At 62.5% G+C, this 14,759-nt stretch carries 12 protein-coding genes; 5 read left to right on the plus strand and 7 right to left on the minus strand.

The annotated features are described in order from the left end of the window. Positions 1 to 145 precede the first annotated feature (145 nt). Entirely contained in the window at positions 146 to 1,207 is a 1,062-nt protein-coding gene (locus GTP55_RS23980; protein WP_161047355.1) for an MBL fold metallo-hydrolase, read from the minus strand. Between the two features lie 125 nt (positions 1,208 to 1,332). Here GTP55_RS23980 and ppa point away from each other — a divergent pair, with 125 nt between their 5' ends. Next, on the plus strand, positions 1,333 to 1,872 hold the full coding sequence (gene ppa / locus GTP55_RS23985; RefSeq protein WP_110848547.1) for an inorganic diphosphatase: 540 nt from the start codon (positions 1,333 to 1,335) through the stop codon (positions 1,870 to 1,872). A 60-nt stretch (positions 1,873 to 1,932) separates the two neighbouring features. On the opposite strand, the gene mqo is transcribed toward ppa, so the two are convergent. The 6 genes from mqo to GTP55_RS24015 form a co-directional block, all read right to left on the minus strand. Beyond that, entirely contained in the window at positions 1,933 to 3,636 is a 1,704-nt protein-coding gene (mqo, locus tag GTP55_RS23990) for a malate dehydrogenase (quinone) (protein ID WP_161047327.1), read from the minus strand. Positions 3,637 to 3,789: 153 nt separating this feature from the next. Continuing rightward, positions 3,790 to 4,455 carry a Crp/Fnr family transcriptional regulator gene (locus GTP55_RS23995; RefSeq protein ID WP_229258136.1) on the minus strand — a complete coding sequence of 222 codons (666 nt, stop codon included), beginning with the start codon at positions 4,453 to 4,455 and terminating at the stop codon, positions 3,790 to 3,792. 182 nt (positions 4,456 to 4,637) lie between these two features. Continuing rightward, positions 4,638 to 5,225, minus strand: coding sequence for a flavodoxin family protein (locus GTP55_RS24000; RefSeq protein ID WP_161047328.1), 588 nt, complete (start codon positions 5,223 to 5,225; stop codon positions 4,638 to 4,640). After that, a complete protein-coding gene (locus tag GTP55_RS24005) occupies positions 5,222 to 5,638 on the minus strand; it encodes a putative quinol monooxygenase (RefSeq protein ID WP_161047329.1) in 417 nt (138 codons plus the stop codon). The genes GTP55_RS24000 and GTP55_RS24005 overlap by 4 nt, the downstream gene beginning before the upstream one ends. Before the next feature lie 15 nt (positions 5,639 to 5,653). Further along, positions 5,654 to 5,806, minus strand: a complete 153-nt coding sequence (locus GTP55_RS24010) for a hypothetical protein (protein ID WP_371868428.1) — start codon at positions 5,804 to 5,806, stop codon at positions 5,654 to 5,656. Between the two features lie 149 nt (positions 5,807 to 5,955). Next, on the minus strand, positions 5,956 to 7,089 hold the full coding sequence (locus tag GTP55_RS24015; protein WP_161047330.1) for a GNAT family N-acetyltransferase: 1,134 nt from the start codon (positions 7,087 to 7,089) through the stop codon (positions 5,956 to 5,958). Positions 7,090 to 7,182: 93 nt separating this feature from the next. Here GTP55_RS24015 and GTP55_RS24020 point away from each other — a divergent pair, with 93 nt between their 5' ends. The 4 genes from GTP55_RS24020 (at position 7,183) to GTP55_RS24035 (ending at position 14,756) form a co-directional block, all read left to right on the plus strand. Then, positions 7,183 to 9,237, plus strand: a complete 2,055-nt coding sequence (locus GTP55_RS24020) for an NAD(+) synthase (protein WP_161047331.1) — start codon at positions 7,183 to 7,185, stop codon at positions 9,235 to 9,237. A 103-nt stretch (positions 9,238 to 9,340) separates the two neighbouring features. Beyond that, positions 9,341 to 9,679 (plus strand): P-II family nitrogen regulator, encoded by a 339-nt coding sequence (locus GTP55_RS24025; RefSeq protein WP_019922031.1) that lies wholly within the window; start codon positions 9,341 to 9,343, stop codon positions 9,677 to 9,679. Between the two features lie 411 nt (positions 9,680 to 10,090). Then, a complete protein-coding gene (locus GTP55_RS24030; RefSeq protein ID WP_161047332.1) occupies positions 10,091 to 11,653 on the plus strand; it encodes a tryptophan halogenase family protein in 1,563 nt (520 codons plus the stop codon). 64 nt (positions 11,654 to 11,717) lie between these two features. Next, the gene (locus GTP55_RS24035; protein WP_161047333.1) at positions 11,718 to 14,756 is read left to right on the plus strand and encodes a TonB-dependent receptor; all 3,039 of its coding nucleotides are present in this window, start codon (positions 11,718 to 11,720) and stop codon (positions 14,754 to 14,756) included. Positions 14,757 to 14,759 lie beyond the last annotated feature (3 nt).

The raw sequence follows: 14,759 nt of genomic DNA on the forward strand, positions 1-14,759 counted from the left end.
GGTGGATACCGCGCACAGCCCTATGCTGCCTGGTAAGACCGCGGAAACATTGATTAGTTCCGCATTGTGCTCACCGATCGTCGCAACTTGCGCTGCGCCGGAACTGCAGTGTAGGCAGATCGCGGTGCGGCGCAGTTGAGGTGGCTCAGGCAGGGTCGGAGTCGGCTGGATAGCCTTCGATTTTCCAGCGCAGCATGCCGCCGGCCAGGTTGGCGACTTTGCTAAAGCCGGCCTTGGTCAGCAGCACACTGGCCTGCGCCGAGCGCACGCCGGAGCGGCACACGGCCACGATCGGCTGGTCGCGGTCGAATTCGTCCATGCGGCCGGTCAGCTCCGACAGCGGCACCAGCGTGGCGCCGTGCAGGTGGCCCAGGCGGTCGATGAATTCCGGCGCTTCGCGCACGTCGACGATCTGCACCTGGTCCAGCCGTTCGAGCAGGGCCATCGGCTCGATTTCCCATACGCCGCTGAAGCGCAGGGTCAGCGGGGCCCAGTCCGGCGTGTCGGTCGGCGCGTCGCCTTCCGGCTTGCCGCAGCGCAGGTTGGCCGGTACCGCCACCGCGATCAGCTTCGGATGCGGCAGGTGCAGGTTGTTCATGTGGCCGGTGAAATCGCCGACATCGACATCGCCACCCAGGCGCGGGTTGTAGCGCCGTTCCTCCGCCACGCTGGTGACGGTGATGCCGCGATAGTCGTGGGCCGGATACAGCAGGCAGGCGCCCGGCAGGCTGAGAATCTGTTCATGCACCGAGGCGAACAGCTGCTGCGGACTGCCTTGCTGGAAGTCGGTGCGGCCGCAGCCGCGGATCAGCAGGCTGTCGCCGGTGAAAGCCATGCTCTCGTCGTCCAGCACGTAGGTCAGGCAGCCGCTGGTGTGGCCGGGCGTGGCGCGCACCGTCAGGTAGCGCGAACCGAAGGGGATGCGGTCGCCGTGTTGCAGCGGCGTATCGGCCTCGGCGGCGCCGGACGCGGCGGAGACGGCGATGCGGCTGCCGCTGCGCTGGCGCAGGCGCCAGGCGCCGGTGACGTGGTCGGCGTGAACGTGGGTGTCGAGCGTGGCCAGCAGCGTCAGGCCCAGTTCGTGCAGCAGCGCCAGGTCGCGCGGCACCTGTTCGTAGACCGGGTCGATCAGCACCGCTTCGCCGCCATCACCCAGCAGATAGGTGTAGGTGGAGGAGCTGGGATCGAACAGTTGGCGGAAGATCATCATGCGTTATCCAAATAAGGAGAGCTGTTATCATAACAAATGTTCAACGGTGTTGCGCCGCACAAGCAGTCTGTACTTGGATATAATGACGCGGTTAAACACAGCCTGTAAACAGAGGAAAATCCATGAGCTTGAACAAAGTGTCTTCCGGTAAAGACGTGCCTAACGACTTCAACGTCGTCATCGAAATCCCGATGAACGCTGATCCGATCAAATATGAAGTCGACAAAGAGTCGGGCGCGATCTTCGTTGACCGTTTCATGGGCACCGCCATGCACTACCCATGCAACTACGGCTACGTGCCGAACACCCTGTCGGCTGACGGCGATCCGGTCGATGTGCTGGTCATCACCCCGTTCCCGCTGTTCCCAGGCGTGGTGGTGCGCTGCCGTCCAATCGGCGTGCTGAAAATGACCGACGAAGCCGGTGAAGACGCTAAAGTGCTGGCCGTGCCAGTCGACAAGGTACTGTCGATCTACAGCCACTGGCAGAAGCCGGAAGATATCAACGAACTGCGCCTGCGCCAGATCCAGCACTTCTTCGAGCACTACAAAGACCTGGAAAAAGGCAAGTGGGTCAAGATCGAAGGCTGGCATGGTCCAGAAGCCGCCAAGGAAGAAATCCTGGCCGGCGTCGCCAATTACCAGAAGCAGCCAGCAGCCTGAGTTTCAATCTCTGCTGAGTAAAAAAAAAGCCCCTCATGCAGAATGAGGGGCTTTTTTTATTTACAGTGCAATATCCGGCACTTTCTTAACCACGCCTGGCGCAGCGTCCGGCGTGGCGCCGACCACAAAGCCTTCCAGACTCGGCGAGGCGATCGTCAACTGCAGGGTTTCCGCAGTGGCCGCCCATTCCGCCGCCAGCAAGTCCGGGTGCGCATTCAGCTTTTTGCCGTACGACGGCACGATCTCGCGAATCTTTTCCTGCCAGGCAGCGCTCTTGATCTGCTCTGGGAACACTTTTTCCAGCAGCGACAGCATGATCGCCGGCGAGGTCGAACCGCCTGGCGACGCACCCAGCAAGGCCGATACCGAGCGGTCTGCCGATACCACGACTTCGGTACCCAGCTTCAGCACGCCGCCCTTGTCAGGAATGTTTTTGATGATCTGCACGCGCTGGCCGGCTTGCCACAGGCGCCAATCTTCGTCCTTCGCTTCCGGCATGTAGTGGCGCAGTGCATTCATCTTGTCTTCGCGAGACAGTTCCAGCTGCTGCGCCAGGTATTTGACCAGTGCAAACTCATGGGCGCCGACTTGCAGCTGCGGAATGATATTCGACGGCGTGGTGGCCTTGGCGATATCGAAGTACGAGCCGTTCTTGAGGAATTTGGTCGACCAGGTTGCGAACGGTCCGAACAGCAGCACGGTCTTGCCATCCAGCACGCGGGTATCCAGGTGCGGCACCGACATCGGCGGCGAACCGGTGTCCGCCAGGCCGTAGACCTTGGCCAGGTGGCGCGAAGTAATCGCCGGATTGTCCGTCACCAGGAACTCGCCGCCGACCGGGAAGCCGCCGTACTGCTTGGCTTCCGGAATGCCCGACAATTGCAGCAGCGGCAGCGCCGCGCCGCCGGCGCCGATGAAGATGTGGCGCGCGTCGATGGTCTGGATCTTGGACTTGTCCTTGACGTCGAACGCCGAGACGCGCCACGAGCCGTCGTCGTTGCGGGTGATCGAGCGGACTTCAAAGCCGGTGGTGATCTTGCTGCCGTTTTTGCTCAGGTGCTGGTAGAACTGGCGGGTGATCGAACCGAGGTTGACGTCGGTGCCGAGCGGCGAGCGGGTCGCGGTGACCATCTCGTCCGGTTGGCGGCCTTCCATCATGATCGGGATCCATTCCTTGATCTTGACCGGATCGGTGGTCATTTCCATGCCGGCGAACAGCGGCGAGGCCTTCAGCGCGGCGACGCGCTTGGTGATGAACTCGCGGTTTTCTGGACCGAACACCAGGTTCATGTGCGGCGTGGAATTGATGAACTCGCGCGGGTTGCCCAGCACGCCCTTGCGCACCTGGTGCGACCAGAACTGGCGCGAGATCTGGAAACTCTCGTTGATCTCGATCGCCTTGTCGATATGCACCACGCCTTTGTCGTCCATCGGCGTGTAGTTCAGTTCGCACAGCGCGGAGTGGCCGGTGCCGGCGTTGTTCCAGCCGTTGGAGCTTTCTTCCGCCACCTTGTCCAGACGTTCGAACACTTCGAAGGTCCATTTGGGTTCCAGCTCGGTCAGATAAGTGCCGAGCGTGGCGCTCATGATGCCGCCGCCGATCAGCAGCACGTCAACCGAACGGTCGGCCTTGGCGGCACGGAACTGGCCACCGAAGAAAATCGAGTAACCGCCCCATACGGCCGCAGCGCCGACAGCGGCGCCGATAAACTGGCGCCGGGAGAAACGCTTGCCATTGGGGTTCTGGTTATCTGCTTGAGTCATGGGGATTTACCTTCCTGAGAAATATTGAAAGTGAGAGGCACTTTTCGGCCCTTGTCCCCGTGGTTTTGCGTGCATACCTTCGCTATCCGGCACGGCGGATCACTGAAAGTATATTCACAAACCTTGTTCTTATGTTGAGTGCGTCGTGCGTGGTCAGGCCTGGCGGGCGTGCGCCGGGTGGTCTTCGAGGTGGGCTTCGGCGCCTGCCTCGGCTTCACGGCGCAGGCGCGACATGTATTGCGGCGTGATGCCCAGGTAGGACGCAATCGCGCGCTGCGAAATGCGTGCTTCCAGTCCCGGATATTCTTCGCGGAACGCCGTCAGGCGCTCCTGCGCCGACGTTTCGCCGCTGCTGTAGGCGCGCTGGGCCATGCTTTGCAGGCCGGCCATGGCGATATTCAGATGGTAGTTCTGCATCACCTCGTGCTGCGCGCGCAGGTCGGAGGCGGTTTTCCAGTCCAGCGTGAAGCCATGGATCGGCGTCTCGGCGATCAGGAACTGCACCGCCGGCTGGCCGCTTTCGCCGCTGATCAGGTCGGTCAGGGTGGTGGCCGATTCGCCTTCGCGGTAGAAGCGCAGCGTGACTTCCACGCCTTCACGATTGAAGAATCCACTGCGCGCCACGCCGCTGGCCAGCCAGTGCACCTGCGTGGCCGGGGTGCCGGCGCGTTGCAGGTATTCGCCTTTGCGTACATGAAACGGCTTGGCGATGGCGGCCAGGATATTGGTCACATGGTTGTACGCGTCTTCACTGACGTCAATCCGCTTCATCGTGGTGGATTTGAAGCGGTTACGTTGTTTTATAAAATCTGCATTCATGCTGTCTTTGCCACGTTCCTAGAAAACTTTCCAAGGGGCTCAAAGTATAGGGCCGATAGAAATTGCTGTGAAGCAAACTGGATTCATTCGCGGCTATTTTACTCCCTTACGTAAATTCCCGTACATTTTTAAGCCAGCATGCAAGCTGCGGCACCCCCAGGATGCCGCAGGATCGTCACGGCTTAGCCGCGGCCGCGCACGAATTGCAGTGCGGTTTCAGCCACGCGCGCGCCCAGATGTTCGGCCGTGCGCAGGTCGGCCAGCGGTGGCGCCACGTCGGCGCCTTGGTCGGCATTCGACTGCGCCGCCGCACCCAGGAAGAAGCCGAGACGGTTCAAGTCTTCTTCCGAACCCGTGCTGGAATTGTTGCCAGGTGGCAGGCCCAGACTGACCCAGTGCATGCCGTGCTGGGCAGCGAAGATGGCGATCTGCTGCAGGCTGGCCAGCTTGTCGCCGGAGCGCGAGGCCGAGTTGGTGAAGCCGGCCGCCAGCTTGTTGCGCCAGGTGCCGCCGGCCGCATACACGGTGCGCGAGGTGGCGTCCTGGAAGGCTTTGAATTGCGCCGACGGGCCGCCCATATAGGTCGGTGCGCCAAAGATGATGGCGTCGGCCTGTTCCAGCTCCGCCCACGGCGCTTCGGCGCCATCGACCGGATACAGGCGCGCGGTGACGCCCTCGACGCGGGCGGCGCCGGCGCTGACTGCTTCGGCCTGGCGCGCGGTGTGGCCATAACCCGAGTGGTACACCACGGCGACGATTGCTTTGGTCATTTTGCTACTCCTGATGTGATTGGTGATCCGCCAGCATAGAACGCGGCTGCCAATGTTGTTATGCCTGATACGGGGGATAACTTCTCTGCCGTAAGTCGTAGGGGAGGGCTGACCTCGTCCAGGAATTCGATGCGGCGCCCGGCGGCCAGGCGGCCGGGCAATTCGCGTTCGAACTCGGCGCGATAGTGGCGTGGCAGGTGGTGCTGCAGGAAGTACTCGCGGTCGCAGCTCCAGGTTTCGTACACCACGAGCGTGTTGGGATCGTTCTGCGAGCGGTGCAGCGTGCAATTCAGAAAATCCGGCTCGCGCGACATATCCGTCAGCACCTGGCGCACGCCGGCTTCCAGCTCGGCGTAGCGTTCCGGCTTGGCCGGCAGGTGCACAATAAAGGTCAAACGATTTTGTGAGCTCATGATGTTTTCCTTGGATCAGGCTGCGAAGCCGCCGTCGATTAGCAGGTCGGCTGCGTAACCGATTGCGACCGTGGCGCCTGCACGTGCCAGGCGACGGGCGCTTGCTGCGCCGATGCCGCGCGAACCACCGTTGATGAAAGCGACTTTACCGTTCAGATTGGTGCTCATGATGTGTTCCTTTTGAAAGTGGCTGGTTGATGAACACAGTATGGTCGTCTGATTGCAGTGGCGGTAGTCATGAATAATCGCATTCATTTTCAACCATTGGTATCAAATGAGGATGCGCGCCACCCGCCCAAGGGAGCGCGCCGGCGCCATCAGTCGTTGGCGGCTTTGAAGGGGATGTGCTCGGACAACTCGTCGATATAGTCGTTCATGGCGGCGGTTTCCTGGGCCAGGAAATCGGCGATGGCGTCGGCGAAGCGGCGGTCGGCCACCCAGTGCGCCGACCAGGTCGGCGTCGGCACCAGGCCGCGTGACATCTTGTGCACGCCTTGCGCACCGCCTTCAAAGCGGGCGATGCCGTGCTGGATGCAATAGTCGATCGACTGCACATAGCAGGTTTCGAAATGCAGGCCGGAGACGAATTCCTGCGTGCCCCAGTAGCGGCCGTACATGATGTTGCCGCCGACCAGGTTCAACGCAACCGCCAGCGGCTGCTCGCCGCGCTTGGCCAGCACGATCATCAGGCTGTCCGGCGTTTCCGCCAGCAGGCGCTGGAAGAAGGCCAGCGACAGATAGGGCTTGGAAAAGTGCGCCTGGTAAGTCGATACATAGCACTGGTAGAAGAAACGCAGCACCTCGTCGGTAATGGCGCGGCCGGCCAGGTGCTCAAAATGGATGCCGGCGTCCTGCACCCGGCGGCGGTCCTGGCGCAGCTTTTTGCGCTTGTCCATTTTCATGGTGGCGAGAAAGGCGTCAAAGTCGGCGTAGTCCTGGTTCTCCCAGTGGAACTGCACGCCTTCGCGCAGCATGTAGCCGGCGTCGGTCAGCGCCTGCTTGTCCTGCTGGTCGGGGAACAGGACGTGCAGCGACGAGGTTTCCAGCTGCTGCGCCAGCTGCAAGGCGGCGCGCGCCAGCAGTTGGCGGTCTTGCGCCGTGTGGGCCAGCAATCGGCTGCCGGTCACCGGCGTGAACGGCACCGCCGACAGCAGCTTGGGGTAGTAGGGGATGCCGTTGCGGTGGAAGGCATCGGCCCAGGCGTGGTCGAACACGTATTCGCCGCGGCTGTGCTGCTTCAGGTAAAGCGGCATGGCGGCTTGCAGCACGCCGTCCCGGTGCAGCACCAGATAGCGCGGCGACCAGCCAGTGCGGTCCGAGGCGCATTGCGTTTCGTGCAGCGCGTGCAGAAAGGTGTAGCTCAGCGTGGGATTGTCGCCAGCCAGCGCCTGCCACTGCGCCGGGTCGACCTCCGCCAATGAGTCGATGATCGTAAACTCTGCTTCTGCCACACTATCTCCTTCCACGTTGATGTGCCAGTCTAGCGCATGCGGGCGCGCTTTGCCCGTGCGATAATCGGATTTTGCGTACGCGAAAGACCTGACATGGCTTCGAATTTCTTCAATCTGTACACCCACGATTTCGCCCGCGTCGCGGTAGCCGCGCCGGTGTGCCGCATTGCCGATCCGGCCTACAACGCCGAACAGACCATCGCGCTGGCCGAAAAGGCCGCGGCGCAAGGCGCGGCGCTAGTGGCCTTCCCCGAGCTGGGTCTGGCCGCCTATACCTGCGACGACCTGTTCCACCAGCGCGCCTTGCTCGACGGCGTGCTAGACGGCCTGGCGGCGATCCTCGATGCCTCCACCGAATGGAAAATGGCGGTGGTGGTTGGCGCGCCGCTGCGGGTGGAGCATCAGCTGTACAACTGCGCGGTGGTCATCGCCAACGGCCAGATCCAGGGTGTGGTGCCGAAAAGCTACCTGCCCAACTACGGCGAATTCTACGAAGCGCGCCAGTTCAGCAGCGGCGATTACGCCGTCGCCACCGAGATCGATTTGCTGGGCGAGCGGGTGCAGTTCGGTTCCGGCCTGCTGTTTGAAGTGGCCGACCTGCCGCTGCTTAAGTTCCACGTCGAGATTTGCGAGGACGTCTGGGTGCCGGTGCCGCCGTCATCGTTCGCGGCCCTGGCCGGCGCCACGGTGCTGGTCAATCTGTCGGCGTCGAATGCGCTGGTCGGCAAGGCCAATTACCGCAACCAGCTGGTCGGCCAGCAATCGGCGCGCTGCATCGCCGCCTACCTGTACACCTCGGCCGGCGGCGGCGAGTCCAGCACCGACATGGCGTGGGATGGGCAGGGCGTGATCTTCGAAAACGGCGAGCTGCTGGCCGAGGCCAAACGCTTTGTCGACGAACCGTCGCTGACTTTTGCCGACATCGACCTGGAGCGCCTGTCGCGCGAACGCATGCGCATGAACACGTTCGCGCAATCGGTGCAGCGCCATGCGGCGGAGGTGGGCAAATTCCGCACCGTGTTCTTCCCGCTGGAACTCGAACACGACCAGCCGCTCGCGCTGAAGCGCTGCATCGAACGCTTCCCGTATGTGCCGGCCGATGCGCGCCGCCGCGACGAACGCTGCAATGAGGTCTACCACATCCAGGTGCAGGCGCTGGCCCAGCGCCTGACCACCAGCGGCCTGAAGAAAGTGGTGATCGGCATTTCCGGCGGGCTCGACTCGACCCATGCGCTGCTGGTCTGCGCGCGCGTGATGGACAAGCTGAAACTGCCGCGCACCAACATTCTGGCCTACACCATGCCAGGCTTCGCCACCAGCGAGCGCACGCTGAAGCAGGCGCATGCGCTGATGAAGCTGGTCGGCTGCACGGCGCAGGAGATCGACATCCGCCCAAGCTGTATCCAGATGTTGAAGGATCTGAACCACCCGTATTCGGAGGGCAAGGAACAGTACGACATCACGTTTGAAAACGTCCAGGCCGGCGAACGGACCAACCACCTGTTCCGCCTGGCCAACCACCACGGCGGTCTGGTGATCGGCACCGGCGACCTGAGCGAGCTGGCGCTGGGCTGGTGCACCTACGGCGTCGGCGATCATATGTCGCACTACAACGTCAACGCCAGCGTGCCGAAGACCTTGATCTCGCACCTGGTGCGCTGGGTGGCCGAGTCCGGCGTGATCGGCCGCAACGATGCGCAGGTGCTGCTGGATATCCTTGGCACCGAGATCAGTCCCGAGCTGGTGCCCGGCACCGCCGGCGGCCAGCCCGAGCAGCGCACGGAAAGCACCATCGGCCCGTACGAGCTGCAAGACTTCAACCTGTATTACGTGCTGCGCTTCGGCTTCAACCCGTCCAAGGTGGCGTTCCTGTCGCACACGGCGTGGAAGGACAAGGAGCAGGGCCGCTGGCCGGATGGCGATCACGTTACGCGCAACCAGTACGACCTGGCGGCGATCGCCAGGAACCTCGGCATCTTCCTCGACCGCTTCTTCCGCACCAGCCAGTTCAAGCGCAGCTGCGTGCCGAATGCACCGAAGGTGGGCAGCGGCGGTTCGCTGTCGCCGCGCGGCGACTGGCGGGCGCCAAGCGATGCGCAAAGCGTTGTTTGGATGGAAGAACTACGCGCCATTCCGGTGCATGTGTAAAGAATAAGCTTATGGACATGGACAGCACGCGAGGGTCGATTACAATACAATCAACGCATGCAGTCTGCTGCCCGGATTTTCGATTTGGATATAAGGAGAAGTCATGAAACAGATTACCGCAGTGATCAAGCCGTTCAAGCTGGACGAGGTGCGTGAGGCACTGGCTGAGGTCAACGTTACGGGTTTGACCGTCACCGAGGTGAAAGGCTTTGGCCGCCAGAAGGGCCATACCGAACTGTATCGCGGCGCCGAATACGTGGTCGACTTCCTGCCGAAAGTGAAGGTCGAAGTGGTGGTCGATGACGGCGTGGCCGAACAGGTGGTGGACGCCATCATCAAGGCGGCCCGCACCGGCAAGATCGGCGACGGCAAAATCTTTGTGCAAAACGTCGAGCAGGTGATCCGCATCCGGACCGGCGAGACCGGTCCCGACGCCGTGTAAAACGCTTTCCATCCTGTTTGAAATGCCGGCTTAGCCGGCATTTTTTTTACCACTCACTTTCGTTGTGGAAGCGCTCCCCAATTTTGTTCAGTCGCCCGATGGCAAAATAAAGTCTCTACGGACGTCGATTTTTAAGAATCTTCCCCTGTTACCTATTGTTTAGCGAGTGAGGTTAAACAGCGACACTGAATCTGGAACTATTTGTTCGTTGATCGCATTAATGTTAGCTTGCATATACCGGCCCCCGAGGCTGGATAAAAAAAATGAGGGAGATACACTTTGATCACGCTACAGACGACGGCCCTTGCCATGGCCGTGCCCCAACTTGTCCTGACTCCAGCGCAGCGCGCCCGCGCTTATTCGCGCACAAATGAAAACGTTGTCATCGCTCGCCCATTTTAAGGAGATGAAATGAGCAGCAATGACCTGCATGGCGGTCCGATCCGCAGGATTGTCATCGTCGGCGGCGGCACCGCCGGCTGGATGACGGCCGCGCCGCTGGCCCAGCGCCTGCTGCGCCATCCCACCCAGCCGTGCGCGGTGACGCTGGTGGAATCGCCTGAAATCGGTACCATCGGCGTCGGCGAGGCGACCCTGCCTACCATTCGCGCCTACAACGCGTCGCTGGGACTGGATGCGGACGACTTTATCGCCAAGACCCAGGCCAGCTACAAGCTCGGCATCGAATTCAAGGACTGGGGCCACGTCGGCAACCGCTTCTTCCATCCGTTCGGCGATTTCGGGCCGCCGCTGGCCGGCATTGGCGCGCACCAGCACTGGCTGCGGCTGGCACAGGCCTTCAACAGCATGCCGGACATCGAGAACTGGTCGGTCGCCTCGGTAATGGCGCGCCATGGCAAGTTCTCGCCGCCGAACGAGGACACGCCGGGCATGACCGACGCGTATTCCTACGGCTTCCATTTCGACGCCAGCCTGTACGCCGCCTATCTGCGCGACTATGCCGTCGCACGCGGCGTCCAGCGCATCGAAGGCATGATCGTCGAGGTCGAGCAGCATGCGGAGAGCGGCTTCGTCACCGCCGTCAAGCTGGGCGACGGCCGCCGCGTCGAAGGCGACCTGTTCATCGACTGCTCGGGCTTCCGCGGCCTGCTGATCGAAGGCGCGCTGAAGGCCGGCTACGAGGACTGGAGCGAATACCTGCCGTGCAACAGCGCGCAGGCGGTGCCGTGCGCCTCGGTCGCACAGCTGACGCCGTTTACCCGTTCGACCGCGAAGGAAGCCGGCTGGCTATGGCGCATCCCGCTGCAGCACCGCACCGGTAACGGCTACGTGTACAGCAACGGCTTTACCAGCGACGAACGCGCGCGCCAGGTGCTGCTCGACGGCCTCGACGGCGCCGCGCTGGACCAGCCGCGCCAGCTGCGCTTCGTCACCGGCCGGCGCCGCAAGTCGTGGGTCAAGAACGTGGTGGCGATCGGGCTGTCGGCCGGCTTCATCGAGCCGCTGGAATCGACCAGCATCAACCTGATCGAAACGGCGGTGGGCAAGCTGATCGAACTGTTCCCGGAGCGCGATTGCAGCCCCGCGCTGGCCAACGAATTCAACCGCGTGATGGGCGGCCGTTACGAATCGGTGCGCGACTTCATTGTGCTGCACTACAAGCTGACCCAGCGCAACGATTCGGATTTCTGGCGTTACTGCGCCGGCATGGCGATCCCGGATTCGCTGCGCCACCAGATCGAACTGTTCCGCGAGACTGGACGCGTCGCCATCCTCGACCGCGCCGGCTTCGCCGAACCGTCGTTCGTGGCGATGATGATGGGGCTGGGTGCGGTGCCGAAACGCCATGACCCGCTGGCCGAGCGCGTCGACATCCGCGCGGTGCACGGCCACTTTGCCGAATTGCGTGACCTGATCAACCAGGCCGTCGCGCGCATGCCGGACCACGGCGCCTATGTCGCCAGCCAGGCAGCGGCGGGCGTTGCAACCAAATTCAAACTGATGGAGGCATAAACCTTTCAACGAGCAATGGCGTCATGTGAAACACAAAAATACCTAGAAGAGGGAGACAGACAAAATGAATAAATTACAGAAAACTGCAATCGCTGCCGCGGTCGCACAGGTTGTTGTGCTGCATGCCAGTCCGGTGTGGGCCCAGACGGCAGAGCCGGCCGTTACCGGTCCGGTGGTGGTGGTCAGCGGCCAGCGCGCCGCCTTGCAATCCGCGCAAAAACTCAAGCAGGATTCCGACGAGGTGGTCGACTCGATCGTCGCCGAGGACATCGGCAAGCTGCCGGACCGTTCGGTCACCGAGGTGCTGCAGCGCATCGCCGGCGTCACCATCGACCGCAATATGGCGGGCGACCCGAACCGTCAATCGGTCGAAGGCTCCGGCGTGTCGGTGCGCGGCCTGACCTACGTGCGGTCGGAGATCAACGGCCGCGACGCGTTCTCGGCCGGTGGCGGCCGCTCGCTCGGGTTCTCCGACGTGGCGCCGGAACTGATGGCCGGCGTGGATGTCTACAAGAATCCGTCGGCCGAACAGGTGGAAGGCGCTGTGGCCGGCCTGGTCAATCTGCGCACCGCGATGCCGTTCGACTTCAAGGGCTTCAAGGGCACGGTGGGGGTGTCGGAATCGTATTCCACGCTGCGCCAGGGCAAGCCATCGCCGACCGCCACCGTGCTGCTGTCGAACCGCTGGACCACCGACATCGGCGAGATCGGCGCCCTGATCGACTTCGCCCATGCCAAGAGCCCGAGCCGTTCGGACGGCGTCGGCGTCGATCCCTATTTCCCGCACGTGAACTCGACCGATCCGGCGCTGTACGACCGCAACAAGACGCAATGGATACCGCTGGGTGTTGGCTACCGCTCGCAGGATTTCGACCGCACCCGTCGCGGCGACTACGCGGCCTTCCAGTGGAAGCCGAACAAGGACCTGACCGCCGGGCTGACCTACTTCAAGACCCGCTACAAGGAAGACCTGGACGAGCACGTGGTGGCGTCGTCCGAGGACAAGTGGTACCAGCAGGTGGCCAGTTCCAACTCGGTGTTCGACAAAAACGGCGCCTTCCAGAGCGGCACCATCTCGAACCCGACCTATGGCGGTTCGCCGTTCAACAGTTCGCAGCGCATCAACACGCGTGAATCGAGCACGCGCGACATTTCGCTGAACGTGCAGTGGCGCGTGTCGCCGGATCTGACCTGGACCAACGACTTCCAGCACGTGCGCTCGACCACCGAGGGCTTCGACGCCGACGTCTCGACCGGCTTCATCCTGCCGAACCAGACCATGGACATGACCGGCAAGGTGCCGCAGATCGGCCTCGGCTCGGAGGCCTACATGGCCAATGCGCACAACTACTACTGGGCCTACACCCAGGAGGCGCTGGACCGCGCCACGGCCACCCAGAAAGCCTGGAAATCGGACGTCAAGTATTCGTTTGACGATCCGGTGCTGCGCGACATCCGCTTCGGCGTGCGCCTGGCGAATCGCGAAGGCGACAACAACAAGGCGCAGAAGTTCTACAACTGGCAGGCGATCACCTTCCCGTGGATGGAAGGCTGGCAGATCCCCGGCGTGGCCCGCCTGGACGATCCGCGCTTTGCCGGCGGCGCGTCGCTGCAGAAGATCGACAACTTCTTCGGCGGCAAATACAACCTGCCGCCGATGCTGTTCGCCGACTCGGCCACGGTGCGCGGTTTCCCCGACCAATGGAGCAAGATCCACGCGTACCACGACGTGCTGTGCGCGGAGCAAGGCTCGACCTGCGATCCATGGAAACCGGCGACCTTCAACGACCCGGCCGCCACCAACACGCAGACCGAGAAGACCCGCGCCGCCTACACGCAACTGCGCTTCGGCTGGGATGACCTGAAGTTCCCGATCGACGGCAACGTCGGCATCCGCTACGTGCGCACTCAGGGCGCCGGCAGCGGTTATGTCGCCTACACGCCGCCGTCCACGCCATCGGTCGGCGCCGGCGTCAACGTCACCGGCCTGGACAAGCTGATCAACATCCCGGCGTTTGCGCAATCGCAGTCGTTCACCAATTCGTATGGCAACTGGCTGCCGAGCCTGAATCTGCGGATGAAGGCCAGCAACGAGCTGCAATTCCGCTTTGCGGCGGCCAAGGCGATTTCGCGTCCGGACTTCAACCAGCTGCAGGTGCAGACCACGCTGAATGCGGAACACCTGCAGACCGTGACGCGTGACGCCGCCGGCAACACCACCGCCGTGCAGTTCAACGGCACCAGCCTGACCGGCACCAGCGACGGCAATCCGCTGCTGAAGCCGATCAGGGCGACCAACGTCGACCTGACGGCCGAGTGGTACTTCGCCAAGGCCGGCTCGCTGACCTTCTCGCTGTTCAACAAGGATCTGCAGGACATCATCGTCACCAAGAACTACGCGTACACGGCGAAAGATGTGACCGGTGCGTCGCGCAGCTTCGTGGTCACCGGCCCGGTCAACGGCGCCAAGGGCTTTGCCCGCGGTTTCGAGATCGCTCACCAGCAGTACTACGATTTCGTCCCGGACTGGTTGCGTGGCATCGGCACCCAGGCCAGCTGGACCTACGTAGAGAGCGAGCGCACGCTGAAAGATCCGGTGTATGAAGCCTGGTGCGCCGGCAGCGACGCCTCGTCCAACTACAACCTGAGCATCAACGGTTGCGATACCGACGCGCGCGCCTTCGGCAAGACCCCGCTGCCGGGCCTGTCGCGTCACACCGTCAACCTGGCGCTGATGTACGAGCAGCACGGCCTGTCGCTGCGGGTGGCTTACAACTGGCGTTCGCGTTACCTGCTGGGCGTGAACCAGTGGGGCAGCCGTGGCAACAACGGTCTGAACACCAACCCGGCCTCCAGCTCGTTCCTGATCCCGACCACCAACAACGACCAGGCTTTCGGCCTGCCGTTGTACCAGGCGGCCTACGGTCAGGTCGATGCGTCGATCTTCTACGACTTCACGGACAAGTTCCGCGTCGGCCTGGAAGGGACCAACCTGACCAACTCGTACACGCGCCAGATCATGCAGCAGCACTCGGGTGACTTCACCCGCCAGGTGTTCATGAGCGGTCCGCGTTACACCTTGCTGGCGCAGTACTCGTTCTAAGCG

Origin of the sequence: Duganella margarita, assembly GCF_009857535.1 — a bacterium.
Lineage (GTDB): Bacteria > Pseudomonadota > Gammaproteobacteria > Burkholderiales > Burkholderiaceae_D > Rugamonas > Rugamonas margarita.